Origin of the sequence: Streptomyces sp. NRRL F-6676, assembly GCF_000725625.1 — a bacterium.
Classification (GTDB): domain Bacteria; phylum Actinomycetota; class Actinomycetes; order Streptomycetales; family Streptomycetaceae; genus Streptomyces.
Genome location: NZ_JOHS01000081.1, coordinates 1 through 23,605, shown reverse-complemented (window position 1 = coordinate 23,605; position 23,605 = coordinate 1). Strand labels below are relative to the sequence as shown.

Sequence of the window (23,605 nt, the reverse complement as noted above, 5' to 3'; positions counted from 1 at the left end):
GCACATCAAGCTCGGCAGCGGCCTGGACGACAACCTGGGCGACATCGGCCGCGTCGGCGACGACGCCACGCACACGCCAGTGGTCCACGCCGGCGGCGAACACCCGGTCGTCCACGCCGGCGGTGAGCACCCCGTCGTCCACGCCGGGGACAACCTCCCCGGCGGCACGGCCCACGAGCACGGTCCCGGCCCCTCGGCGAGCCACGAGACGCCCGGTGGGCCGAAGGACGGCCCCGGCGGCCACTCGGACGGCCCTGGTGGCCACTCGGACGGCCCCGGTGGCCATTCGGACGGTCCCGGTGGCACGGGCCACGACGGTCCGGGCAGTGGCGGTCACGAGCCGTCCCCGGCAGGCGGCCCGGCCGACGGGCCCACGGGTGTCGGCGACGGACCGGGGAGCCCGGGCGGATCCGATGTGCCGGGCACGGGAGCCCACCACGACGATCCTCCCGGCTGGGAGAAGCCGTCCGACGACTCGGGACCGCTCGAACGCGGTGGCGAGGTCGAGCAGGCGGTCCGGGACCAGATCCGCGGTACGAAGGTCAAGCCCGGTGACGTGGAGGCGATCCTCGACACCTTGGCGCACGACCCGGCAGGCAGGGAGATCGCGGATACGATCGCCTCGGGTCGCTTCAGGGAGGCTCCCAACTTCTCGGACGTGGTATCGAACCTGTCGCGACCCAGTGAGCTGCCGGGCGCGCGCGAGCAGATTCGCCTGGCCAACCGACTCTTCGAGGACGGCATCACCGACATCTCGTTCGAGGTGAAGCAAGGCGGCCACCAGATCAAGCCGGGCGTCTTCACCGAGGCGAGAACCGACTTGGATCTGATGGCTCGGGACGCGAGTGGTCGGGTTCATGGCTGGCAGTTCAAGGACATGACCGGTCCCGACTCTCCGGCCGATGCGAGCAAGGTCGTACGGAACGTGTTCAAGAAGATCGGTCAGCTCACCGATTCGCACGCCGACTTCCAGACGTTCGTCGTCGACACGAAAGCGTCGATGGCGGACATGGAAAGTCAGATCGGGCGGTTGCAGAAAGGCTACGAAGGTAAAAACGTGCAGTTCGTCATTCGTACGCCGGAAGGGGAGATCTTCGTTCCCCGTGACGGTCAGTTCACCCCGGAGGGTGCGCGGTGATCGCGACGACGCCCGTCGCCCGCTGGGCCTGGGGCCGCGACGACGACACCGCGGACGACCTGACCCGTTGTCTTCGTGATGCGCTCGCGGCCCTTGCCGTACTGGCACGGCACCGGTTCGCGCCCACCGTGGTCGGTCTCCGGGTGTCCGTCAAGGAAGCGGGAGCGTCGAACAGCTACCTCTTCCGGGGCGAGATCCCGGTGGAAACGGAGGGCGCGGGCGCAGGAGAAACCGTCGCGCGGGTGGCGGATCAGGTCCGGGCCGTCATGAGTGCCGGGGAGATCGGCGCGGTGGACGCGTCCGTCACATGTGGCGGTTCGGTCGTCACCGGACACGCGGAGGAATTGAGCGAGCGCCTTTTCCTGCTCGGCGCATCGGCTTTCGCGGGGTTCGTGACAGTCGATCTGGTGACGTTCGCGGACGTCTGGCTGCCTTACGACCTCAAAGGCCGGCCTCAGCCGGAGGTGTACGCGGCGAACGGACCGCGTCTCGCTGCCGTGCTGGGTGAGCTGGCCGAGGTTCTCGATTCGGAGACCGACCCCGACGACCCGACGTATTTCGCGAAACCGACCGAGAGCTTCGGGCGTATCGGTTACCGGCGTACGGCGGAGGGAGAAGTCCGGTATCTGCCCGTGGAAAGTGAGCGCGGGCTGCTCGGCTATCTGTGGGCGTCGGACGGGGAGAAGGCGGCGAGCTTCGAACCGGTGAACGTGGGCGACGACATCGTCTACCACGCCGGCCTGGTGTGGCTGGAGCGTCTGGAATCGGCGCACGCGCGGGGACTGTCCCCGGCAGCGGCGTTCGAGGAGCTTTCGAGACTGCCGGACGAAGGAGGAGCCGGCCGTGTCCTGACGTCGGAACCGCCGCGGACGACGCGTCTGGACGTCCTGCGGGAGTCGGCGGACAGTGACTGAGTGGCATGTGCCACGCGGATCCGTCCCTTGAGCCCGTCCGACAGCAGGCACATGCCCGCCCTGATGCGTTCACCCGAGGAATCCGCGTCCTGGGAGTGGGAGCTCGATGAATGCGCGCCTCCCGGCCTCGACTCCGCGCTGATGACGGCGGCGCGCATGTCGGACGTGCTGCGGGAGCACGACCTGCTGCGGCCCAGCAGTCTGCGGTGGAAGTGGTTCGTCAAGGGGCGCGGCAGCGTGGGAATCACCACGGAGCTCTCCGTGGGGGAGACCCTGAACAAGGAAGAACTGTCCCGGAGAATCGCCGAGAGCCGTCCTGTCGCTTTTCCCCACGCCGATGTCGGTGCCCTCCGGATTTCGGGAAAGGGGACATGGCTGGATGCCGACGGGACGGCGCGCAGTGAATCGGATCTCGTTGTCCTGACCGTCTATCCCGAGGCGCGGCACCTGGCCGCCGAAGTGGCGGTGTTCCATGACATCTGGGGCTACTGCGACTTCCGTGGTGTTCCGCATCCGGATGTGCAAAAACGAAACGCTCCGCGCCTCGCTTCGGCCCTCGAAGCACTGGAATCGCTCCTCGGAGTGGCGCCGGAGCCGGGCGATGCCACGTATTTCGGCCGGGCCGAGGGGTACGGGATCGAGATGCCCGACCTGATCGACGGAAAGGGGCCCGATCTCACCGATCGGCTCTGAGACGGGGGAGTGGCGTTCCGAGACGAGGAGAAGTGACGTGCGGTCACCGGCTTCCGGACGAATGTCGTGCCGGGCCGTTCTGGAACGGCTGAGGTGCATCGACTGGGGCGACGCCGCCGCCGCGTACGAGCACGCCAGTTCTCGGGCGCTGCTGATGCGGGAGTATCTGCGGCGCACCGCCGAGTGGGCGGAGGCCCTCGGGGACCGGGAGGGGTGGCCCTTCTTCGACCTGGCGGAGCGCGTCGCCCCCGGTGTCGGCCTCGCGCCCGAGCTCGCCGCGGAAGTGGACGAGGCGCTGGTCGAGGTCGCCCCGGCCTCGCTGCGGCAGGCGTGCCGAGCCGCCGTCCGGTGGGCCGCGCTGCGGGAGGCCGGTACGGAGTTGCCGTCCGGCCCCTCCGTCGAGCCGTACGAGCCGCTGCTGCTGATGTGCGAGCGCGGTGGCGGCTACTTCGTCGAACAATTCATCGATCTGAACGGCGTGATGGTCCCGCTCGGCACGGTGGAGAGCAACCTGTCCACTCCACCCCTCCTCACCCTTGCGCCGTCCACCCTGGACGCGCTGGACGGCGAGGGCGCCCTCACCTACTACGCCAAGATCGACGAGGGACACCCACGCGAGCGTCCGCGCGGCCTCGTCCGGCGGCGCACCGACGACGATGAGACCTTCGACGAGGCGTTCACGCGCAACCTCCGCTGGGAGCCCACGGAGTACCTGCGGCTGTACGACCTCGGCCACAACGAGATCGACCACGTCGAGATCACAGCGGCCGAGGCAGCCCGCTTCATCGAGGACGCGGTGCGCCGGCTGAGCGCGGCGCTTCGGGCGTATCGGTTACCGGCGTACGGCGGAGGGAGAAGTCCGGTATCTGCCCGTGGAAAGTGAGCGCGGGCTGCTCGGCTATCTGTGGGCGTCGGCGGACAGCGACTGAGTGGCGTGTGGGACAGCCACTGAGCGGCGTGTGCCGCCCGGGTCCGTCCGTTGAGTCCGTCCGTGAGTGTTCAGTAAGGGAACCGGAGGATCGGTTGTGAGTGAGGAGTTGACCGTTCTGGACGCGGCGGAGGCGGTGTCCGGAGTTGGGGAGAGGGAGCGGTTCGTAGGGTCCGCGCACCGGATTCTGGCCGACCTGGTGCGTGGTGGTGCGGCGCTGGGGTGGGTCGAGCCGCCCGGGCGGGAGGAGGTCGCCGGCCTCATCGACGACCTGCTCGGCGCCGCGCGCGTGGGCGACGCGGCCCTGCGTGCCGCCTTCCTCGACGGGCGGCTCGTCGGCCTGGGGTACTGGCGCCGGTACGCTCGCCCGACGCACCGGCCGCACGCGGACCTGGAGAAGCTCGCGGTGGACGCGTCCGCCCACGGGCATGGCGTCGGCCGTGCCCTGACCGCCGCGCTCGTCGCCGACGCGCGGGGCGCCGGCATCGAGGTGCTCACGCTCGACGCCCGCGGGGACAACGCCGGTGGCTGCGGCTCTACGGCTCACTGGGCTTCACCGAGTACGGCCGCCTCCCCGACTTCGTCGCGGTCGGCGAGCGCCGCTACGACAAGGTCTTCTGCATGCTCGACCTGCGCCGGGCCTGACCCGGGGCGGCCGTCACCGGGCGCCGAGCCCCTCGGGCCCGGGCCCCGGGTCGTCCGGCGGCGCGGCCCGCTCCCGGACGAGGTGCTGGTCGAGGTCGCCCCGGCCCCGCTGCGGCGGGTGTGCCGGGCCGCCGTCCGGTGGGCCGGGGTGCGGGAGCCCGGTAGGGCGTGGCCGTCCGGCCCGAACTCGGCGTCCGCGAGCGCGGTTTGCCGCACCAGTGCGCACAACGGCGCACCGGGTAGTGGGCATACCACGCCGCATACGCCGTGGCGCTCCGGCAATCGGGTGATTCGGCAGGGATACGCACCAAACGGGCGTATGCGTGCGACTCATACTGGCGGCGTCCGGCAGGCCGACCGCCCGTGCCCTCGGCACGCGGTGCCTCTGCCTGCTCTCGAACGGTTCTGCTCAGCCGGTCCGGAGCGGCGTGGCCGCTCCCGCCGGCGACGAGGAAAAGGAGCTGTGTCATGCGCCGCAACCACAACCGCAACCGCACCCCTATCCGCTCGCTCGCCGTGGCCGCGGTGGCCCTGGTCGCCGCCCTCGGCGTCGTACCCACCGCGTCCGCGGCCCCCGAAGCGTCCGGCAGTCGGGCGGCCTACCGCTGCACGCCCGGATACTTCTGCATCTACAGCGACTGGAACGGCGGGGGCACCCGCTGTCAGTGGTCGCAGGCCAGGAAGGCCAACACCGCCGACGACTGTTCCTTCATCCAGCGCGGGCACAACGTGCGTTCGGTGTGGAACGACACCGGGCACCGTGTGCAGTACTACACGCGCACGAACTATCACGGCCGCGTCGGCTCCACCCCCTCCCACGCGGGCGGCAACCTCCAGGGCAACTACCAGATCCGCTCCTTCAAGCCCCAGTAGAGCCGGACTAGCGCCGGAATCGGGGCTGTGTACGTGACGTCAGGGCCGTCGAGCGTTTCGCCGACGGCCCTGACGGCACAGTCGTCCGGACGTGCGGCCCCTACGAGCCCCCGAGGCCCTCGACGCCCTCGACGCCCTCCACGAAGTGGTCGAACTCGCCCGCCTGGACGCCGAGTACGAACGCCTCCCACTTGCGGCGGTTCGTCGTGACGACGGTGTCCGGGTCGCTGGTCTCACGGAGGTGGACGGGGGCCTCGGGATCGCCCTCCGCGTACCCCTCGCCGTACGCGATCTCGATCCAGGGCCCGGGCCCGGGGTCGTCCGGCGGCGCGGCCCGCTCCCAGACGAGGTCGGAGGGTACGTCAGCCATGGTTCGCCTCCTCCGATTTCAGGGCGCGGAGGAGCGTGTGGAAGGCGGGGCGGGGGGTGGTCATGACGGTTCCGGCGGGATCGCCGCTCTCGGTCAGCAGGATGGCCCCGGCGGGATCGGCGGCTATGTGCACACAGGAGTTGCCTTCCGGGCAATACGACGACTTCTGCCAGGTGAGTGTGGGCATTCCGGGCTCCTTCACAGGGCCTTGAGGATGGTGTGGATGAACCTCTGCGATTCCTCGGAGGTGAGCGCCGCGGCCTCCATACGGTCGAGCAGTACGCGGTACTTGCTGAGCTGTGCCTCGGCGTCGAGGAACACCGGGCCGTGCGACTGGTCCAGGTTGACGGTGTCGAGCTGCGGAACGGGACCCTCGGCGTAGTAGATCGACTGACCCGAGCCCGGGAAGGTGTTCGCGTCGAACGGGATGACCTGGATGTGGACGTGGTCCCGCTCGTTCATGTCCAGCAGGTACTTGAGCTGCGCCCGGCTGATGTCGGCGCCTCCGAACCTCATGCGCAGGGCGGCCTCGTGAATGATCACTTGGTGCGGGGTGGGGCTGTCGCGGAAGAGGACGCCCTGGCGCTTGACTCGGAACGACACCCGGTGCTCGACGTCCGGTGGGGGCAGTTCCGGCACCGCCTGGCGGAAGATCTCGCGGGCGTACTCCGTGGTCTGGAAGAGGCCGGGGATGTGCACCGTCACGGCGGTGCGCAACCGCGTGGCGTAGTGCTCCAGCTCCGCCAGGTCGAGCATCCCGGTGGGGAGAATCTCGCGGTACTCCTCCCACCAGCCGCGCCTGCGGTCGGGGGTCATCGTGGCGAGGGCCTCGACGAGGGCCTTGTCCGAGCAGTCGTAGTGGCACGCGATGGTGCGCAGACGATCGGGGCTCACCCCGTGCCGTCCGGCCTCCATGTTGCTGACCTGGTTCTGCTTGATACCCAGGAGCTGGGCGGCCTGCGTGGAGGTGAGGCCCGCGCGCTCCCGGAGTTTGCGCAGTTCGGCGCCGAGCCGCAGTTGACGCACGGTGGGCGTGCTTCTCATGGCCAACGTTCGTCTCCTCCACCCCTCGCGGGTCACCCACACGTATGAAAACTAAAGCCCTTCGGGCATCTGGGTCTAATACCTTAAGAGTTGCCGCTACTGTTTTTCTCAGGCGCCTCGCCCAGAAGTGCCCCGCTCGACGGAGCGGCGAAGGTCACTGGGCATCGCGGACACGCACCGTACGCACTTCACCAACTCCCCTCAGTGATCGGAGACTTTCATGGCAACCGTAGCGCCGTCCTGGGCCTACACCCTCCATCTTCCGCATGATCCACGGGCACCCGGGATCGGGCGCTGCACCTTGCGGCGGGTGCTCGGGAGTTATGGGCTCGAGCCGCACGTCCCCACCGCCGAGCTGCTCGCCGCCGAGTTGCTCGCCAACGCGCAGACGCACACCGACGGGGAGTACGCCCTGCGCATCCGGTACGACGCCGGGCGCGGGCGGTTGCGCGTCGGGGTGTGGGACCGGAGCCCCGCGCTCCCGCCCGGCTTCGGCACCGAGCGGGCGGCACCGAAGCCCGGCCCGGGTGCCGAGTCCGGGCGCGGGCTCCACCTCGTACGGGCCTGCGCCGACGACTACGGCGGCTACGCCCTCCGCGAGCTCGGCTCCGCGCACGGCGGCAAGCTGCTGTGGGCCGAGTGCCGGGTGTGACCGGCCGGTCCCCGGGTACCCCTGGCTGAAATGAAGCGCCAGCGATGTGTGCCGAGCGGCTCCGCCCGCTCCGGCCGCTTCCGGTCGCGGCACCTCCTGCTCGGCTGTGCGGTGCTGCTCGCCGCCACGTCCGTCAGCGTCGCCGCCGCCGACGAGGGGCCCGGGAGGCAGCGCCTCGGCGTGACCCGTACCGCCCCGCCCTCGCCGCGCGCCGACCGCGTCGGCGTCCTCCTCGACGCCGACCGCCGGCACTTCTGCACCGCCTCCGTCGTGCACAGCCCCCGCCACGACCTCGTCGTCACCGCCGCGCACTGCGTGGACGGCGGCGGGACGACGTGGTTCGCGCCGGGGTACCGGGACGGCAGGGCGCCCCATGGGGTGTGGAAGGTGCGGGACGTGTTCTACGACGACGCCTGGGCGGACGGCGCCGACGAGGACCACGACCTCGCCTTCGCCGTGCTGGAGAGCGACGGCGCGGGGAGGGGTGTGGAGGACGTCGTCGGGGCGAACGTCTTCGGCGTGGGGCGCCCGGCCGGTGCCGGTGCCGGTGCCCGTCCCGTCACCGTCGTCGGATACCCCGACGCCCGGGAGGCACCGATCGTCTGTGCCAACCGCCCCACCGCCCACAGCCCCACCCAGCGGCGCATCGACTGCCCCGGCTTCACCGGTGGCACCAGCGGCAGCCCCTGGCTGGACCGCTCCGGTGCCGTCGTCGGCGTGATCGGCGGGTACGAGGAGGGCGGCGCCACCGCGGACGTGTCGTACAGCGTCGTCCTCGGCCGGGACGCGGGGCGGCTGTATCGGACCGTCATGGCGCAATAGTGATCATTCCCTCGGCGCGGCCCCGCCTCTAAACTGACGGGCGGTGGACTTCCGACCGGCGAGGGGCGGTTGACGGTGCGTAAGGCGTGGGTCTGGGTCACCGTTGCCGCCGGCGGCGGTCTCAGCTTCGTCATGGTGCTCGTCGTCGGCGTCTACATGGTCGCCGGGAACATGGCCAACGGCGTCGGCGCCGGTGTCGTGGCCCTGGCCAAGGGGGCCGTGCCGGCCGCGTACCAGGACCTCGTCCAGAAGTACGGCAACAAGTGCGAGGCGCTCAACCCGGCGCTGCTCGCCGCGCAGCTCTACCAGGAGAGCGGGTTCAACCCGAAGGCGCGGAGTGCGGCGGCGGCCGAGGGGATAGCGCAGTTCATCCCCAGCACCTGGGCCACCCACGGCGTCGACGGCAACGGCGACGGCCGGCGCGACGTCTGGGACCCCGCCGACGCGATCCCGTCGGCCGCCTCGTACGACTGCAAGCTCGCCCAGTACGTCAAGACGGCCTCCGGCGACCCCACCAAGAACATGCTCGCCGCGTACAACGCGGGTCCCGACGCCGTCCTCCGCTACAACGGCGTGCCGCCGTACGCCGAGACGCAGAACTACGTCAAGACGATCACCACGCTCGCCGACAGCTTCGCCGCCCCCGTGACGGCGGTGGAGCCGAGCGAGCAGGCCGCCGGTGCCATCAACTACGCCCAGACCAAGCTCGGGACGCCGTATCTGTGGGGCGGCAACGGAACGGCGGCGGACGGCGGGCGGTTCGACTGCTCGGGGCTGACCAAGGCCGCGTACGAGAAGGTCGGGATCACGCTGCCGCGCGTCGCCAACGACCAGTACAACGCTGGACCGCACCCCAAACGGAGCGAACTGAGGCCCGGTGATCTCGTGTTCTTCTCCGACGATCTGACCAACTCCCGGGCCATCCGGCACGTCGGCATCTACGTCGGTGGCGGGTACATGATCGACGCGCCCAGGACCGGGGCGGTCATCCGGTTCGATCCGATCGACACCCCTGACTACTTCGGCGCCACCCGGGTCACCGAAGATGGCGCGAAAGCGCTCCCCAGCGCGGTGTGAAACAGCACCTCGGAGGGGATACGGGCCTTACCCGAACGGAGGGCGAGCGGGAGCCGGCTGGCTTGATACCGTCCCCCGTACGCACCTTCTGAGCTGCGGCGACGCATTTCTCTTCGATAACGTCTGCGTGATCATTCGGTGGAACGTGGAACGTTCCGGAGAGCGGTGTGCGTTCCTTGTTCACGTAGACAGCGGCAACCATCCGTGCGGATCCCGCCGCGGCACGAGCGGGGCCACGGAGACGGCCCGGTCCGTTCTACGGCCACGGGGGTGGAACCCGCGGTGACGCGTGTACGTGCGTGGAGGCGCGCGGACGGCGCCGCCGCACCGATGCGACTGGCAATCACGACGAAGGGGCCGCTGCACGATGGCTGGACTCGCCGAATCCTCCGGGTCGAACCCCGACGTCGAGCTGCTGTACGACATCAACGGCCTGGCCAAGGACGCACCGCACTGGTTCGACCGGGTGATGGAGTTCATCGGGGAGTACGGGCTGCTGCTCGCCATGGTGGTGCTGGTGCTGTGGTGCTGGTGGGGGGTGCGCCGGCGGGGTGGTGACGGGGCGGCCTCCTCCGTGGCCGCGCTCGTGTGGGCGCCGCTCGCGGCCGGGATCGCGGTGCTGGTGAACGTGCCGATCCGGGGGTTCGTGGAGCGGCCGCGGCCGTTCGTCGACCATGACGGGCTCGACGTGCTCGTCGACGGGAAGAACGACTTCTCGTTCGTGAGCGATCACGCGACGCTGACCATGGCGATCGCGGTGGGGCTGTTCGTCGCCAACCGGCGGTTCGGGATGGTGGGGATCGGGCTGGCGCTGCTCGAGGGGTTCTGCCGGGTGTACATGGGGGTGCACTATCCGACCGACGTGGTGGGCGGGTTCGCGCTCGGGACGGCGGTGGCGTTGTTGTTGTCGCCGGTGGCGATGGCTTTGCTGACGCCGGTGGTGCGGGTGGTGGAGAGGTCGCCCCGGGTGGGGTGGGTCGTGCGGGCGCGGAGGCGGGCGGTTGTGGCCGAGGCGTCGGCGGAGGTCGCGGGGGAGCGGGATTTGGCGGCGTAGGGGGGGCGGCCGGGTTTTTTCGCCCCCGCCGCCCTTACCCTTCCCATCCTGAACCTGGGGGCTCCGCCCCCAGGCCCCCCGGAGGGGGTGGGGGATGGGGGTGGGTGGGGGAGTGCGGGTGCGTCGTGGCTGGTCGCGCAGTTCCCCGCGCCCCTACGGGGCGCGGGTTTTTTAGTTGGCGCTGTGGTTTTCCGCGTCTGTTCTGGCCAGGCTTCTGGCTCTTCTCGCTGGGCCGCGCCAGCCGCAGGTGCAGCGGGCTGCGCAGAAGCGGCCCTGTTCGACGGTGGTGGTGCGGTGGGGTTCGCTGTCGCGGTGTTCTTCCGGCACGTCAACACGTTACCCAGGGGGTGTCCCGTGCTATCCGGCGCGTGACGGGGATCCCCGGTTCTCGTTAACCCGGCGACTGGAGGGACGGGACCGACCCGGCTGGGGGTAACGGCGATGGTGGCGCGGCGGCACTGGCGGACGAGTGCGGCGGTCGTCGTGGCCGCGGCCCTGGGGGTCTGCGCGGGCGGGTGTTCCGGTGAGCGCGCCGGGGCGCAGGAAGCGGCGTCCGGCGGTGACACCGTCGCCGTACTGCACGGAGCCGCCGCCCGGCTCGTGCGGGCCGGCACCTCCCAGGCGCGGACCTCCATGGAGATGGCCACCGGCGGCACCCGCGTCACCATCCGCGGCGCCGGTGTGTACGACTACCGCGAGCGGCTCGGCCGGCTGAAGGTGCTCCTCCCCGAGGACCCCGCCGGCGCGCGCGAGCACCGGCCCATCACCGAACTCCTCGCGCCCGGCGCGCTGTTCATGAAGAACCGCGGGGCCGGCGTCCCCGCCGACAAATGGGTACGGGTCGACACCGGCACCCTCTCCGACGGCAACCTCGTCACCGGCGGCGTCACCGACCCGTACGCCGCGGCCGAGGTGCTGCGCGGGGCGCGTACGGCGACGTACGTCGGGCGGACCGAGGTCGCCGGAACCCCTGTACGGCACTACCGCGGCACCGCCGACCTCGCACTCGCCGCGCGCGACGCCTCCGCGGTGAACCGGGGGCCCCTCGCCGCGGCGGCCAAGGGGTTCGCCACCGCCGAGGTGCCGTTCGACGTGTACCTCGACGACCAGGGGCGGATCCGGAAGATCCGGCACCGGTTCAGCTTCGTGGGCGGACAGTCCAAGGACCCGGTCGCGGTCGCGTCGACGGCGCTGCTGTACGACTTCGGGGTGGACGTCGACGTGCGGCTGCCCCGGGGGGCCGACATCTACGACGGGAAAATTGCCGAAAAGTGACTGGCGCCACGGCACGGGCGCGAGAACTAGCCCTTCCGTGCCATGCGCGGGGCGTGTGCCGCTCCCTACTCTTGGAGGTCGGTGGCGGCAGGAAGAGGTGATGCGCGTGGCTCCGGTCGGTGGGATGGCGGTTCAGGACCACGTGGCTCTTGCCGAGATCGAGCTGTGCGGGGAGCTGATCATCGCGGCGTCCGCGGCGCGGGGCGACCGGTTGTCGCTCGAGAGCATCGACCGGGTGCTGCGGGTCGGGGAGGACTCCGGGGACTGGGACTGACGGGGGCTTCGCCCCCCCCCGCCCCCCGTCCCTACGTGCGCAGCAGGCGTGCGATCGCCTTTGTCGCCTCTTCCACCTTCGTGTCGATCTCGTCGCCGCCCTTGCGGGCCGCGTCGGCGACGCAGTGCCGGAGATGTTCCTCCAGGAGCTGGAGGGCGAAGGACTGGAGGGCCTTCGTCGAGGCGGAGACCTGGGTGAGTATGTCGATGCAGTAGACGTCCTCGTCGACCATCCGTTGCAGGCCCCTGACCTGGCCCTCGATGCGGCGCAGTCGTTTGAGGTGCTCGTCCTTCTGTTTGTGGTAGCCGTGGATGCCGCGGTCGTGGTCCGTGAGCACGGGCGTGGCCGCACCCTGCGCCGTCGCGTCCGCCACCGTCGTCGTGGAGGGCGCCGGCGGGCCGGCCTCGGGGGGCGGGGTCGTCATCGCGTCCTCCTGGGAAGGGAAGAGAGGGCAGAGGGAAAAGGGAAGAGGGCCGGAGGGAGGGGAAAACGGGCGGGAAGTGCAACGTTATGCCGCATATACCCCCCGCCCGTATATGGTACGGGACTCCGCCGGGTAGAGACCGCTTGGCCGGTACGCCCGGCCGTACTCAAGGACCCGCCCCCGTGCCGAGCACGGTGTTCGAATGGGCGACACTGGGGACGGCCCGTTAGCCGTGGCCGGATGATGCGCCTAGCATCAGCCTGACCGAAACCGAAGCATCCCGAGGACCCCACGTGCGCTTTCGTCTGACCCCCAGGGAGACGAGCTTCTATGACATGTTCGCCGCGTCCGCGGACAACATCGTCACGGGCTCGAAGCTCCTGATGGAACTGCTCGGGGCGGACACCTCCGCCCGGGCCGAGATCGCAGAGCGTATGCGGGCCGCGGAACACGCAGGTGACGACGCCACGCACGCGATCTTCCACCAGCTGAACTCCTCGTTCATCACGCCCTTCGACCGCGAGGACATCTACAACCTCGCGTCGTCCCTGGACGACATCATGGACTTCATGGAGGAGGCCGTCGACCTGGTCGTCCTCTACAACATCGAGGAACTGCCCAAGGGCGTCGAACGGCAGATCGAGGTGCTGGCGCGGGCGGCCGAGCTGACCGCCGAGGCCATGCCGAACCTGCGGACCATGGACAACCTCACCGAGTACTGGATCGAGGTCAACCGGCTGGAGAACCAGGCCGACCAGGTCCACCGCAAGCTGCTGGCCACGCTCTTCAACGGCAAGTACGACGCCATCGAGGTGCTCAAGCTGAAGCAGATCGTGGACGTCCTGGAGGAGGCGGCCGACGCCTTCGAGCACGTGGCGAACACCGTGGAGACCATTGCGGTCAAGGAGTCCTGAGGCGCGTCCATGGACACCTTCGCTCTGATCGTGACCGTCGCGGTCGCGCTCTTCTTCACGTACACCAACGGTTTCCACGACTCGGCCAACGCGATCGCCACCTCGGTGTCGACGCGGGCGCTGACCCCGCGTGCCGCGCTCGCGATGGCGGCCGTGATGAACCTCGCCGGCGCGTTCCTCGGCTCCGGGGTCGCCAAGACGGTCAGTGAGGGGCTGATCGACACGCCCGAGGGGTCGAAGGGGATGGGGATCCTCTTCGCCGCGCTCGTCGGCGCGATCGTGTGGAACCTCGTGACCTGGTACTTCGGGCTGCCCTCGTCCTCCTCGCACGCGTTGTTCGGCGGGATGGTCGGGGCGGCGCTGGCCGGGGGGATCAAGGTCTACTGGAACGGGGTGCTCGACAAGGTCGTCATCCCGATGTTCCTGTCGCCGATCGTCGGTCTGATCGTCGGCTATCTCGTGATGACCGCGATCATGTGGATCTTCCGGCGGGCCAATCCGCACAAGGCGAAGCGGGGGTTCCGGATCGCGCAGACGGTGTCCGCGGCGGGGATGGCGCTGGGGCATGGTCTCCAGGACGCGCAGAAGACCATGGGCATCGTGGTGATGGCGCTGGTCATCGCGGATGTCGAGGACTACGGCGATCCGATTCCGGTGTGGGTCAAGCTCGTGTGCGCGGTGATGTTGTCGCTGGGGACGTACGCGGGTGGCTGGCGGATCATGCGGACGCTGGGGCGGAAGATCATCGAGCTTGATCCGCCGCAGGGGTTCGCGGCGGAGACGACGGGGGCGTCGATCATGTTCACGACGGCGTTCCTGTTCAAGGCGCCGATTTCCACGACGCATGTGATCACGTCGGCGATCATGGGCGTCGGGGCGACCCGGAGGGTGAACGCGGTGCGGTGGGGGGTGGCCAAGAACATCGTGCTGGGGTGGTTCATCACGATGCCGGCTGCCGGGGCTGTCGCCGCGTTGAGCTATTGGGTGGTCGACCTGGCGGTGCTGTAGCGCTCCGCTGGGTGCGGGTGGGTTCGTGGTTTCTCGCGCGGTTCCCCGCGCCCCGCACGGGCGCGAACGACGCCCGCCGACCGCCGGCCGACAACGCGCCCCCCAAGTGTGAAAGGGCCCGTCCCCCGAGGGGGGCGGGCCCTTGGCTCGCGGTGGCACCGCCATGCAGCACCGCGAGCGGTTCGCGGGTCAGCCGAAGCGGCCGGAGATGTAGTCCTCCGTCGCCTGGACCGACGGGTTGGAGAAGATCCGCTCGGTCTCGTCGATCTCGATGAGCTTGCCGGGCTGGCCCACCGCCGCGAGGTTGAAGAACGCCGTGCGGTCCGAGACACGGGCCGCCTGCTGCATGTTGTGCGTCACGATGACGATCGTGAAGCGTTCCTTCAGCTCGCTGATCAGGTCCTCGATCGCGAGGGTGGAGATGGGGTCGAGGGCCGAGCAGGGCTCGTCCATCAGGAGCACGTCCGGCTCCACCGCTATCGCGCGGGCGATGCACAGCCGCTGCTGCTGGCCGCCGGAGAGGCCGGAGCCCGGCTTGTTCAGGCGGTCCTTGACCTCGTTCCAGAGGTTGGCGCCCTTGAGGGACTTCTCGACGACGTCGCCGAGCTCGGACTTCTTGTAGCTGCCGTTCAGCCGCAGGCCCGCCGCCACGTTGTCGAAGATCGACATCGTGGGGAAGGGGTTCGGGCGCTGGAACACCATGCCGACGTCCCGCCGTACCGACACCGGGTCGATCCCCGTGCCGTACAGGTCCTCGCCGTCCAGCAGCACCTTGCCCTCGACCCGGCCGCCGGGCGTGACCTCGTGCATCCGGTTCAGCGTGCGCAGGAACGTGGACTTCCCGCAGCCCGAGGGGCCGATGAACGCCGTCACCGAGCGCGGTTCGACGGTCATCGAGATGTCGTCGATCGCCTTGTGGGAGCCGTAGAAGGCGGTGAGCCCGCTCACATCGATTCGCTTGGCCATGATTTCGTACTTCGCTTCCGGTCTCGTGTGGGCGGTCAGTCAGCGGGGGGACTTCCAGCGGGCGATGCCGCGGGCCACCAGGTTGAGAATCATCACGATCGCGATGAGGGTGAGGGCCGCCGCCCAGGCACGGTCGTAGGCCGCGCCGTAACCCGAGCTGTTGGCGTACTGCTGGTAGATGTACAGCGGCAGCGACGCCTGCGGGTCCTTGAACGGGTTGGAGTTGATGAAGTTCGTTCCCCACACCAGCAGCAGCATCGGGGCGGTCTCCCCGGTGATGCGGGCGATCGCGAGCATGATGCCCGTGGTGATGCCGCCGATCGACGTCGGCAGGACCACCTTGAGGATGGTGCGCCACTTCGGCACGCCCAGCGCGAGGGAGGCCTCGCGCAGCTCGTTCGGGACGAGCTTGAGCATCTCCTCCGTGGAGCGGACCACGATCGGCATCATCAGGATGGCCAGGGCGAGCGAGCCGGCGAAGCCGGAGTAACCCATGTCGAGGATGAGGATCCAGAAGCTGAGGACGAACAGGCCGGCGACGATCGACGGGATGCCGGTCATGACGTCGACGAAGAAGGTGACGGCCTGGGCGAGCTTGCCGCGCCCGTACTCCACCAGGTAGACGGCGGTGAGCACGCCCACCGGCACGGCGACGACGGTGGCGAGGCCGACCTGCTCCAGGGTGCCGAGGATGGCGTGGTAGATGCCGCCGCCGGTCTCGGTGTCGGCGACCACGCCCATGGAGTGGGACAGGAAGTAGAAGTCGAGGACCTTCACGCCCTGCCGGACCGTCTCCCACAGCAGCGAGGCCAGCGGGATCACGGCGAGCAGGAAGCAGACCCAGACGAGGCTGGTGGCGACGCGGTCCTTGGCCTGCCGGCGGCCCTCGACGCGGGCGGCGATGCCGTACGTGCCGAGGACGAACAGGATGGCCGCGATCAGGCCGAGCTGCGCGGAGTTGTCCATGCCCGCGACGAGGCCGAGGACGACGGCCACGACGACCGAGCCGGCGGCGATGGCCCACGGGGACCACTTCGGCAGCCGGGCGCCGCGCAGCGAGCTCGGCGCGGTGGCGGCGGTGACAGGTGCGGTGCTCATGCGTTGGCCCCCGAGTACTCCTTGCGGCGGGCGATGATCATGCGGGCCGCGCCGTTGACCAGCAGGGTGATGACGAAGAGGACCAGGCCGGAGGCGATCAGGGCGTCCCGGCCGGTGTCGGTGGCCTCGCCGAACTTGCTCGCGATGTTCTGCGCGAAGGTGCCGCCGCCCGGGTCGAGCAGGCTGGCGTTGATCTTGAAGGTCGGGGAGAGGACCGTGGCGACGGCCATCGTCTCGCCGAGCGCGCGGCCGAGGCCGAGCATCGAGGCGGAGATCACGCCGGAGCGGCCGAAGGGCAGCACCGACATGCGGATGACCTCCCAGCGGGTGGCGCCGAGGGCGAGGGCCGCCTCCTCGTGCATCCGCGGGACCTGCCGGAAGACCTCACGGCTGACGTTGGTGATGATCGGCAGGATCATGATGGCCAGCAGGATGCCGACGGTGAGCAGCGAGCGCGGGGCGCCCTGCTGCCACTCGAAGATCCCCGTCCAGCCGAAGTACTTGTCCAGCCAGCCGAACAGGCCCTCCAGGTGCGGCACCAGGACGAGGGCGCCCCACAGGCCGTAGACGATGGACGGCACGGCGGCCAGCAGGTCGATGACGTAGGCGAGGGCCCCGCCGATCTTGCGCGGGGAGTAGTGCGTGATGAACAGCGCGATGCCGACCGCGACCGGGACCGCGAGGGCCATCGCGATGATCGACGAGATCACCGTGCCGAAGGCCAGGACCGCGATGCCGAAGACCGGCGGGTCGACGTTGGTGTTCCACTCGAGGGTGGTGAGGAAGTTGCCCTCGTCCTTGCTGATGGCTATGGACGCGCGGTAGGCGAGGAAGGCCGCTATCGCGGCCATGATCACCAGCAGGAAGATGCCGGAACCGCGGGACAGACCGAGGAAGACACGGTCGCCGGGGCGGGTGGCCCCGCGGCTCGCGCGCTTCTCCTCGGCGGTCGCGGGGGCCGGGGGGGAGGTCGGTGGGGGCTTCTCGGAGTTCCCGGGCTGCGCGGTGTTGCCCGGCTGCTCGGGCTGTTCGGTGTTCTGTGTGGTGGTGTCCATGAGGATCTCCGGTCTGCGGAACCGTCGCGGACGGCGGTTCCGGGCGGCGGTGCACCGGACGGTGCGGTCCGCCCCCTGGTGACCCGGGGGGTGGACCGCACGCTCAGGTCGGCTGGGGTCAGCTCAGGCTCGAGATGGTCGCGCGGACCTTGGTGATGATCTCGTCGGGGATCGGCGCGTACTTGGCGTCGGCCAGCAGCTTCTGGCCGTCCTCGGACGCGATGTAGTTGAGGAAGGACTTGGTGGCGGGGAGGGTGTCCGACTTGTTGCCCTTGTCGCAGACGATCTCGTACGTCACCAGGGTGAGCGGGTAGGCGCCGGCCTCGGTCGGCTTGTAGTTCATCTCCAGCGCCAGGTCGCTGCCGGTGCCGGTGATCTTGGCGGCGCCGATGGCCTTGGTGGCGTTCTCGACGGAGGCCGGGACCGGGTCGGCGGCACCCGTCTTCAGGCTGACGGTGTTGATCCCGTCACCGGCGTAGGAGAGCTCGAAGTAGGAGATGGCGCCCTCGGTCTGCTTGACCTGCTGGGCCAGGCCGGAGGAGCCCTGCGCGGACTGGCCGCCCTTGGCCTGCCAGGCCTTGCCACCCTCGTACTTCCAGTTGTCGGGCGCGGCGGCGATCAGGTACTTGGTGAAGTTGTCCGTGGTGCCGGACTCGTCCGAGCGGTGGAACGCCTGGATCTTCGTCGAGGGGAGCTTCGCGTCGGGGTTGAGCTTCTTGATCGCCTCGTCGTCCCACTTGGTGATCTTGCTGTCGAAGATCTTGGCGAGGGTGGGGGCGTCCAGGACGAGGTTGTCGACACCGGGCACGTTGTAACCGACCGCGATCGGGCCGCCGACCATCGGGAGGTCCACGGCCTGGCCGCCGGAGCACACCTTCTTGGACTGGGTGACCTCCTCCGGCTTCAGCGCGGAGTCCGAGCCGGCGAACGCGGTCTGGCCGCCGAGGAAGGCGGTGATGCCGGCGCCCGAACCGCTCGGGTTGTAGTTGATCTGGACGCCCTTGCAGGCCTGGATGTACTGCTTGACCCAGGCGTCGATCGCGTTCTTCTGCGCGGAGGAGCCGGATGCCTGGAGCTGGCCCTTGGCGTCGTCGCACTTGATGCTGCTCGCGTTGGCCGCGGTCGAGGCGTCGCCGGTGCCGTTCGAGCCCGTGTCGTCGGAGCCGCACGCCGTCAGGGCCAGGGCGCCGGAGACGGCGACAGCACCGAGGGAGAGGGCGCGCAGCCGGTTCTTGCGCTGAAGCTTCACTTTCGGGAGTTCCTTCCAGGAGCCGCCGTTGGGGGCGGCGTGCGACGTCATGGTCCGGGCCAGGTGGGGCCGGCTTGTGATCGTCGGTGCGGGGGCCGTCTTCGCGTGGCGCTTCGCACCGGGTAAGGCCGAAATTAGGCAGAACAGGTGAAGGGGGCGATGGGTGAGGGTGAACGGGGGGTGAACCCCTGCGGGCGGGGCGGGGGATGGATCCCCAGCCCCGTGGGGCGCCTTCCGGGCGGGGGATTCGGGTGGGTATGGCGGGTGCGGGGCTGACGTGGCTGGTCGCGCCGTTCCCCGCGCCCCTTACGGGGCGCCCCCCCCGCTACGGAAGCGGGCGTTGCCAGGCCTGGTGGAAGGTGAAGCGGGCGGCTTCCACCTCGTGGCGTTGGTCGGCGTGGAGGACGCCGAGGGCGTAGGCCGTGGCGGGGGCGATGCGGGGGGTGCGGGCGGCGGCGGCCGCCGCCGCGGCGGCCTCGGAGGCGTCGCGGTGGCGGGTCAGGGCCTGGCCCGCGGCCCGCAGGCGTACGTCGGCGGGGGCGCCGGTCAGGACCTCGCGGGCGTAGCGGTGCAGGCGCAGCAGGAGGCGGACCTGGTGCCAGGGGGCGTCCTGCGGCTGCGGTGCGGTCTCCGGGGCGAGGCCGTGGACCAGGGCCGCCGCGTTGTAGGGGTGGCCGGCGGTGACCAGGGGCAGGGCGGCGACGGCGTCGGTGAGCCGCTCCTCGGCGGCGCTGGCCAGGGGACGCAGACCGGCGTCGGCCGCGGCGGGGGACAGCGGCACTTCGCTGGCCAGTAAGGCGACCCGGTCGGCGACGGCGTGGAAGCGGCCGGAGCCGAGGGCCTGGAGCGCGGTGGAGTGGGCGCGGGTGCGGGCGAGGGTGAGCTGGCGGTCGAGCAGGGCGCCCGCCTTGGCCGCGCCGACGGTCAGGCCGGCGCGGTCGGGGGCGGCCGGCATCGTCGCCCCCGCCGGTGTGTCCGCCCCCGCCGTACGTGCCCCCACCCCGGCGGCGGCCGGGACCGGCGCCGCGCCGGACAGCCGGTGCAGGGCGAGCAGCAGGTGCTCCAGGCGGGAGGCGTAGGCGTGCTCGCGGGCGAGGGTGCCGGAGAGCCAGGCGAGCTCGGGACGCATGGTCTCCGACCAGTCGGCGTCCAGCAGTGGCCGGAAGGTGTGCAGCGTTCCGCTGATCCGCCGTGCGGAACGCCTGAGCGCGCGGACCGCCTCCGCGGACTCCTCGGGGGCGCCGCCGCCCCCGGCTCCGCTCTCCCGGTGGGCCCGCAGCGAGCGGAGGAACTCGGTGGCCTGCGCCTGGAGGTAGGCGGCGAGCGCGTCCCCGCCGGGGGCGCGGCCCGCGTCCGGTGCTCCGGCGCCGGATGCGAGCGACGCGCGCCCGGCAGCGCCGCCGGGTGCCCCGGAGGGTGCTGCCGCTCGCCGGTCCGTGTCACCGTCCGCGGCCGGGGACACCCCGGCACGGCCGACGGGTCCAAGGCCGGAGGCGGCGGACGGCCCGGCCGCCCGGCCGGCCGGGGGCCGCCCCGCCGGTCCGGCGGCGAGGACGGCCGCCGCGGGGTTCGCCGACGGTCCGGTGGCGAGGGTCGCCGTGGGGTCCGTTGCCGGTGCGGTGGCGAGGGCCGCCGTGGGGTCCGTCGTCTGTGCGGTGGCGGGGGCCGCCGTGGGGTCTGTTGCCGGTCCGGTGGCGAAGGTCGCCGTGGGGTCCGTTGCCGGTGCGGTGGCGAGGGCCGCCGCGGGGTCCGTCGTCGTTGCGGTGGCGAGGACAGCCGCGGGGTCCGTCGTCGTTGCGGTGGTGCCCCGGCCGGCGGCGGGGCCCCGCTTCGCGGTGCCGCGCACCGGCGACGGCGTCTCGCCCGCCCGCTCGCCCGCCGTGCGGTCACGGGGCACGCGGTCACCGGGCGCCTGCCCGCCCGGCACGCTCCGGAGGCCGGCTCCCGAGCGGGCCGGGAGCAGCCCTCCGGCCGTGCCGGACGGTGCGCCTCCGACGGTCGGTGCCGGAACGGCCCCGTCGGCCGGGGCTGGGACGCTCGCGTTGGCCGGAGCCGCCCCGTCGGTCGGGGCCGGAACGCTCGCGTCGGCCGGGGTCTCCGGTGGGCCCGGGCGGGTCGGGGCCGGACCGCCGACGGTGCCCGGGGCGGCACCCCCGGCCGGGACCGGCCCGGCGGCCGGCCGGTGGTCGGGCGGGACGCCCGGTGTCGTCGGGTCAGGGTGTTGCTGTGCCACGCCGGCGCCTCCGGGCGTCTATGAGCGTCTCCTGGACGTTTCGCAGGGGCTGGCCCTCCGGGTCGGTCGCGTGGCGGGTCCATTCGCCGTCGGGGCCGAGGTGCCAGGAGGCCGTCGTGTCGGACATGCCGGTCTCCAGGAGCCGGTTCAGGGCCGCCCGGTGGCCCGGGTCGGTGACCCGGACCAGCGCCTCGATACGGCGGTCGAGGTTGCGGTGCATCATGTCGGCGCTGCCGAACCACACCTCCGGCTCGCCCCCGTTGCCGAAGGCGAACACCCGGGAGTGCTCCAGGAAGCGGCCGAGGACGGAGCGGACACGGATGTTCTCCGACAGCCCCGGCACCCCCGGGCGCAGCGCGCAGATGCCGCGCACCCACACGTCGACCGGTACGCCGGCCTGCGAGGCCCGGTAGCACGCGTCGACGACCGCCTCGTCCACCATCGAGTTGACCTTGATGCGGACGTAGGCGGGGCGCCCGGCCCGGTGGTGCTGGGCCTCCTTGTCGATGCGCGAGACCAGCCCGTCGCGCAGCGACTTGGGGGCGACGAGGAGCCGCCGGTAGGTCTCGCGGCGGGAGTAGCCGGAGAGCCGGTTGAACAGGTCGGAGAGGTCCGCGCCGACCTGCGGGTCCGCGGTGAGCAGCCCCAGGTCCTCGTACAGCCGTGCGGTCTTGGGGTGGTAGTTGCCGGTGCCGACGTGCGAGTAGCGGCGCAGCGTCTCGCCCTCCTGCCGTACGACGAGGGAGAGCTTGCAGTGGGTCTTCAGGCCCACCAGCCCGTACACCACGTGGCAGCCGGCCTCCTCCAGCTTGCGGGCCCACTTGATGTTGGCCTGCTCGTCGAAGCGCGCCTTGATCTCGACCAGGACGAGGACCTGCTTGCCGGACTCGGCCGCGTCGATGAGCGCATCGACTATGGGGGAGTCGCCGGAGGTGCGGTACAGCGTCTGCTTGATGGCGAGGACGTCCGGGTCGGCCGCCGCCTGCTCCAGGAACGCCTGCACGGAGGTGGAGAAGGAGTCGTAGGGGTGGTGCAGCAGCACGTCCCGTTCGCGTACCGCGGCGAAGATGTCGGGCGCGGACGCCGACTCGACCTCGGCAAGGTCGCGGTGGGTGCCGGCGATGAACTTCGGGTACTTCAGCTCGGACCGGTCCAGGGCCGCGATGCCGAACAGTCCGGTGAGGTCCAGCGGGCCGGGCAGCGGGTAGACCTCGGCCTCGCTGACCTTCAACTCCCGCACCAGCAGGTCCAGTACGTACCGGTCGATCGACTCCTCGACCTCCAGCCGCACCGGCGGCCCGAACCGGCGCCGCATCAACTCCTTCTCCAGCGCCTGGAGGAGGTTCTCCGTGTCGTCCTCCTCGACCTCCAGGTCCTCGTTGCGGGTGAGGCGGAAGGCGTGGTGCTCCAGCACCTCCATCCCCGGGAACAGCTCCTCCAGGTGCGCGGCGATGACGTCCTCGACGGGCACGTACCGCTGCGGGGAGGCCTCCAGGAAGCGGGAGAGCAGCGGCGGCACCTTGACGCGGGCGAAGTGCCGGTGCCCGGAGACCGGGTTGCGGACGACGACGGCCAGGTTGAGGGAGAGCCCGGAGATGTACGGGAACGGGTGCGCGGGGTCGACCGCCAGCGGAGTGAGCACGGGGAAGATGCGGTGCCGGAAGAGGGTGAACAGGCCCGCCTGCTCCTTCTCCGTCAGCTCGCTCCAGCGCACCAGGTGGATGCCCTCGTCGGCCAGGGCCGGGGCGACGTCCTCGTGGTAGCAGGCGGCGTGCCGGGCCATGAGCTCGCGGGAGCGGGCCCAGATCATCTCCAGCACCTCGCGGGGCTGGAGGCCGGAGGCGGAGCGGGTGGCGACGCCGGTGGCGATGCGGCGCTTGAGGCCCGCGACCCGGACCATGAAGAACTCGTCCAGGTTGCTGGCGAAGATCGCGAGGAAGTTGGCCCGCTCCAGCAGGGGCGTGGCCGGGTCCTCGGCGAGTTCGAGCACCCGTTCGTTGAACGCGAGCCAGCTGCGCTCCCGGTCCAGGAAGCGGCCCTGGGGCAGCTGGTCGCCGTCCGCCGAGTCCTCGTAGACGTCGAGATCGGCATCGAGATCGGGTTCCAGATTCGAGCCCGTGGCGGCGACCGTGTGCGGGCGGTGCGCGGCGAGGGACCCGACGGAGGGCTGCTGTGCGTGCGCCACCGGTGCCTGGGCGTTCTGCTGGCTCATGGAGCCATTCTTCCGCGTACGGAGCGGAACAGGCGCGTCGGAAACAGGAGAAACGGGAGGTGGGAGGGCGTCGGCGGGACGCTCTCTCCCCGTACGTGCCCCCCGCGCGGGGGGCGGCGTGGGTTCGGGCACGGCGGGTCGCATTGGCCGAGCGTCGCAAGGCCGGCTGAATCACTGGTTACGGCGACATGACGTGCGGGATACCGGGGGGCCTCCGGCGGGGGGCGGTTCCCCTGCCGGGGTCGGGGGTGCGCTCCCTTCGCGGGGCGCCTTTCGGGGTGGGGCGTTGGGGCGCCGGCGGGTGCGGGGGCGTGGGGGCTGGTCGCGCCCTCGCGGCGGAGCCGCACATTGATACGGCCCCGCGCCCCTGGAGGGCGCCCCTGCGGGGCGCCCTTGATGGGAGGGCCTAGGGCCTGTCGTTTGGATCAGGTCGCAGAAGGCCGAGGGCGCCGTTGCAATGCCGGTGAGCGGGGTCTGGTGCGTGCAGCTGCAAGGCGGAGGAGGGAGTCGACGCGGTGGGGGTGCCCCCTGCTCGAGCGGAGCCGAGAGCTTGGGGGAGTCGGCGACCGACGACAACGCGGCAGATGTGCGTGCCAGACCCCGCGTCTGCGGGCTGATCCAAACGACAGGCCCTAGTAGTGCTTCGTTACGTTGGGTGATCTCGCCTGGTGTTGGGCATCTTCTCGG

The 23,605-nt window shown here is 70.9% G+C and carries 22 protein-coding genes and 2 pseudogenes; 14 read left to right on the top strand and 10 right to left on the bottom strand.

Annotated elements, in window-relative coordinates; genetic code table 11:
- The 6 genes and pseudogenes from IO29_RS38690 to IO29_RS29735 form a co-directional block, all read left to right on the top strand.
- Nucleotides 1-1,138: pseudogene (locus tag IO29_RS38690) on the top strand (hypothetical protein); the annotation flags it as partial.
- Nucleotides 1,135-2,052 carry a hypothetical protein gene (locus IO29_RS29755; RefSeq protein ID WP_037840647.1) on the top strand — a complete coding sequence of 306 codons (918 nt, stop codon included), beginning with the start codon at nucleotides 1,135-1,137 and terminating at the stop codon, nucleotides 2,050-2,052. The pseudogene IO29_RS38690 and the gene IO29_RS29755, both read left to right, overlap by 4 nt.
- 51 nt (nucleotides 2,053-2,103) lie before the next feature.
- The gene (locus IO29_RS29750; protein WP_234307691.1) at nucleotides 2,104-2,745 is read left to right on the top strand and encodes a hypothetical protein; all 642 of its coding nucleotides are present in this window, start codon (nucleotides 2,104-2,106) and stop codon (nucleotides 2,743-2,745) included.
- Nucleotides 2,746-2,782: 37 nt separating this feature from the next.
- Nucleotides 2,783-3,628: a hypothetical protein gene (locus IO29_RS29745; RefSeq protein ID WP_234316396.1), complete on the top strand. Its 846-nt coding sequence runs from the start codon at nucleotides 2,783-2,785 to the stop codon at nucleotides 3,626-3,628.
- A gap of 154 nt (nucleotides 3,629-3,782) precedes the next feature.
- A pseudogene (locus IO29_RS37225) lies at nucleotides 3,783-4,318 on the top strand (GNAT family N-acetyltransferase).
- 468 nt (nucleotides 4,319-4,786) lie between these two features.
- On the top strand, nucleotides 4,787-5,191 hold the full coding sequence (locus IO29_RS29735; RefSeq protein WP_030383045.1) for a peptidase inhibitor family I36 protein: 405 nt from the start codon (nucleotides 4,787-4,789) through the stop codon (nucleotides 5,189-5,191).
- A 100-nt stretch (nucleotides 5,192-5,291) separates the two neighbouring features.
- Here the strand turns inward: IO29_RS29735 and IO29_RS29730 are convergent, their stop codons facing one another.
- Genes IO29_RS29730 through IO29_RS29720 form a run of 3 tightly spaced genes read right to left on the bottom strand, consistent with a single transcriptional unit; the run spans nucleotide 5,292 to nucleotide 6,605 of the window.
- Nucleotides 5,292-5,561: a DUF397 domain-containing protein gene (locus tag IO29_RS29730; protein WP_030383046.1), complete on the bottom strand. Its 270-nt coding sequence runs from the start codon at nucleotides 5,559-5,561 to the stop codon at nucleotides 5,292-5,294.
- Entirely contained in the window at nucleotides 5,554-5,748 is a 195-nt protein-coding gene (locus IO29_RS29725) for a DUF397 domain-containing protein (protein WP_030383047.1), read from the bottom strand. Before IO29_RS29725 ends, IO29_RS29730 begins: the two co-directional genes overlap by 8 nt.
- Nucleotides 5,749-5,759: 11 nt before the next feature.
- Nucleotides 5,760-6,605: a helix-turn-helix domain-containing protein gene (locus tag IO29_RS29720; protein ID WP_030383048.1), complete on the bottom strand. Its 846-nt coding sequence runs from the start codon at nucleotides 6,603-6,605 to the stop codon at nucleotides 5,760-5,762.
- Nucleotides 6,606-6,915: 310 nt separating this feature from the next.
- Here IO29_RS29720 and IO29_RS29715 point away from each other — a divergent pair, with 310 nt between their 5' ends.
- The 6 genes from IO29_RS29715 (at nucleotide 6,916) to IO29_RS39125 (ending at nucleotide 11,759) form a co-directional block, all read left to right on the top strand.
- The gene (locus IO29_RS29715; RefSeq protein ID WP_033226785.1) at nucleotides 6,916-7,257 is read left to right on the top strand and encodes an ATP-binding protein; all 342 of its coding nucleotides are present in this window, start codon (nucleotides 6,916-6,918) and stop codon (nucleotides 7,255-7,257) included.
- Between the two features lie 30 nt (nucleotides 7,258-7,287).
- Entirely contained in the window at nucleotides 7,288-8,079 is a 792-nt protein-coding gene (locus tag IO29_RS29710; RefSeq protein WP_030383050.1) for a trypsin-like serine peptidase, read from the top strand.
- Between the two features lie 75 nt (nucleotides 8,080-8,154).
- Nucleotides 8,155-9,156 carry a bifunctional lytic transglycosylase/C40 family peptidase gene (locus IO29_RS29705; protein ID WP_030383051.1) on the top strand — a complete coding sequence of 334 codons (1,002 nt, stop codon included), beginning with the start codon at nucleotides 8,155-8,157 and terminating at the stop codon, nucleotides 9,154-9,156.
- A gap of 367 nt (nucleotides 9,157-9,523) precedes the next feature.
- A complete protein-coding gene (locus tag IO29_RS29700; RefSeq protein WP_030383052.1) occupies nucleotides 9,524-10,210 on the top strand; it encodes a phosphatase PAP2 family protein in 687 nt (228 codons plus the stop codon).
- Between the two features lie 441 nt (nucleotides 10,211-10,651).
- A complete protein-coding gene (locus tag IO29_RS29695; RefSeq protein ID WP_030383053.1) occupies nucleotides 10,652-11,485 on the top strand; it encodes an SCO4651 family lipoprotein in 834 nt (277 codons plus the stop codon).
- Nucleotides 11,486-11,609: 124 nt separating this feature from the next.
- Nucleotides 11,610-11,759: a hypothetical protein gene (locus tag IO29_RS39125; RefSeq protein ID WP_199806976.1), complete on the top strand. Its 150-nt coding sequence runs from the start codon at nucleotides 11,610-11,612 to the stop codon at nucleotides 11,757-11,759.
- Nucleotides 11,760-11,790: 31 nt separating this feature from the next.
- Here the strand turns inward: IO29_RS39125 and IO29_RS29690 are convergent, their stop codons facing one another.
- The gene (locus tag IO29_RS29690) at nucleotides 11,791-12,183 is read right to left on the bottom strand and encodes a metal-sensitive transcriptional regulator (protein ID WP_030383054.1); all 393 of its coding nucleotides are present in this window, start codon (nucleotides 12,181-12,183) and stop codon (nucleotides 11,791-11,793) included.
- Between the two features lie 293 nt (nucleotides 12,184-12,476).
- Between IO29_RS29690 and IO29_RS29685 the strand changes: the two genes are divergently transcribed.
- Together IO29_RS29685 and IO29_RS29680 are read left to right on the top strand one after the other, a co-directional pair.
- Nucleotides 12,477-13,097 carry a DUF47 domain-containing protein gene (locus IO29_RS29685; protein ID WP_030383055.1) on the top strand — a complete coding sequence of 207 codons (621 nt, stop codon included), beginning with the start codon at nucleotides 12,477-12,479 and terminating at the stop codon, nucleotides 13,095-13,097.
- Nucleotides 13,098-13,106: 9 nt separating this feature from the next.
- Nucleotides 13,107-14,105: an inorganic phosphate transporter gene (locus IO29_RS29680; RefSeq protein WP_030383056.1), complete on the top strand. Its 999-nt coding sequence runs from the start codon at nucleotides 13,107-13,109 to the stop codon at nucleotides 14,103-14,105.
- Between the two features lie 189 nt (nucleotides 14,106-14,294).
- Here the strand turns inward: IO29_RS29680 and pstB are convergent, their stop codons facing one another.
- From pstB to IO29_RS29650, 6 genes are all read right to left on the bottom strand, one after another.
- Nucleotides 14,295-15,071: a phosphate ABC transporter ATP-binding protein PstB gene (gene pstB, locus IO29_RS29675; RefSeq protein ID WP_030383057.1), complete on the bottom strand. Its 777-nt coding sequence runs from the start codon at nucleotides 15,069-15,071 to the stop codon at nucleotides 14,295-14,297.
- Between the two features lie 39 nt (nucleotides 15,072-15,110).
- Entirely contained in the window at nucleotides 15,111-16,169 is a 1,059-nt protein-coding gene (gene pstA, locus IO29_RS29670) for a phosphate ABC transporter permease PstA (protein ID WP_030383058.1), read from the bottom strand.
- Nucleotides 16,166-17,224: a phosphate ABC transporter permease subunit PstC gene (pstC, locus tag IO29_RS29665; protein WP_030383059.1), complete on the bottom strand. Its 1,059-nt coding sequence runs from the start codon at nucleotides 17,222-17,224 to the stop codon at nucleotides 16,166-16,168. The genes pstA and pstC overlap by 4 nt, the downstream gene beginning before the upstream one ends.
- 118 nt (nucleotides 17,225-17,342) lie before the next feature.
- Nucleotides 17,343-18,473, bottom strand: a complete 1,131-nt coding sequence (gene pstS, locus IO29_RS29660; protein ID WP_030383060.1) for a phosphate ABC transporter substrate-binding protein PstS — start codon at nucleotides 18,471-18,473, stop codon at nucleotides 17,343-17,345.
- Between the two features lie 325 nt (nucleotides 18,474-18,798).
- On the bottom strand, nucleotides 18,799-19,752 hold the full coding sequence (locus IO29_RS40425; RefSeq protein ID WP_051707995.1) for a CHAD domain-containing protein: 954 nt from the start codon (nucleotides 19,750-19,752) through the stop codon (nucleotides 18,799-18,801).
- 934 nt (nucleotides 19,753-20,686) lie between these two features.
- Nucleotides 20,687-22,918 carry an RNA degradosome polyphosphate kinase gene (locus IO29_RS29650; RefSeq protein ID WP_030383062.1) on the bottom strand — a complete coding sequence of 744 codons (2,232 nt, stop codon included), beginning with the start codon at nucleotides 22,916-22,918 and terminating at the stop codon, nucleotides 20,687-20,689.
- Between the last annotated feature and the right edge of the window lie 687 nt (nucleotides 22,919-23,605).

Bases quoted from the DNA above. Each gene is read 5' to 3' on its own strand.
- IO29_RS29750 (WP_234307691.1), top strand. From the start codon at position 2,104: ATGCCCGCCCTGATGCGTTCACCCGAGGAATCCGCGTCCTGGGAGTGG.
- IO29_RS29735 (WP_030383045.1), top strand. From the start codon at position 4,787: ATGCGCCGCAACCACAACCGCAACCGCACCCCTATCCGCTCGCTCGCC.
- IO29_RS29730 (WP_030383046.1), bottom strand. From the start codon at position 5,561: ATGGCTGACGTACCCTCCGACCTCGTCTGGGAGCGGGCCGCGCCGCCG.
- IO29_RS29725 (WP_030383047.1), bottom strand. From the start codon at position 5,748: ATGCCCACACTCACCTGGCAGAAGTCGTCGTATTGCCCGGAAGGCAAC.
- IO29_RS29720 (WP_030383048.1), bottom strand. From the start codon at position 6,605: ATGAGAAGCACGCCCACCGTGCGTCAACTGCGGCTCGGCGCCGAACTG.
- IO29_RS29710 (WP_030383050.1), top strand. From the start codon at position 7,288: ATGAAGCGCCAGCGATGTGTGCCGAGCGGCTCCGCCCGCTCCGGCCGC.
- IO29_RS29700 (WP_030383052.1), top strand. From the start codon at position 9,524: ATGGCTGGACTCGCCGAATCCTCCGGGTCGAACCCCGACGTCGAGCTG.
- IO29_RS29695 (WP_030383053.1), top strand. From the start codon at position 10,652: ATGGTGGCGCGGCGGCACTGGCGGACGAGTGCGGCGGTCGTCGTGGCC.
- IO29_RS39125 (WP_199806976.1), top strand. From the start codon at position 11,610: ATGGCGGTTCAGGACCACGTGGCTCTTGCCGAGATCGAGCTGTGCGGG.
- IO29_RS29690 (WP_030383054.1), bottom strand. From the start codon at position 12,183: ATGACGACCCCGCCCCCCGAGGCCGGCCCGCCGGCGCCCTCCACGACG.
- IO29_RS29680 (WP_030383056.1), top strand. From the start codon at position 13,107: ATGGACACCTTCGCTCTGATCGTGACCGTCGCGGTCGCGCTCTTCTTC.
- pstB (WP_030383057.1), bottom strand. From the start codon at position 15,071: ATGGCCAAGCGAATCGATGTGAGCGGGCTCACCGCCTTCTACGGCTCC.
- pstA (WP_030383058.1), bottom strand. From the start codon at position 16,169: ATGAGCACCGCACCTGTCACCGCCGCCACCGCGCCGAGCTCGCTGCGC.
- pstC (WP_030383059.1), bottom strand. From the start codon at position 17,224: ATGGACACCACCACACAGAACACCGAACAGCCCGAGCAGCCGGGCAAC.
- IO29_RS29650 (WP_030383062.1), bottom strand. From the start codon at position 22,918: ATGAGCCAGCAGAACGCCCAGGCACCGGTGGCGCACGCACAGCAGCCC.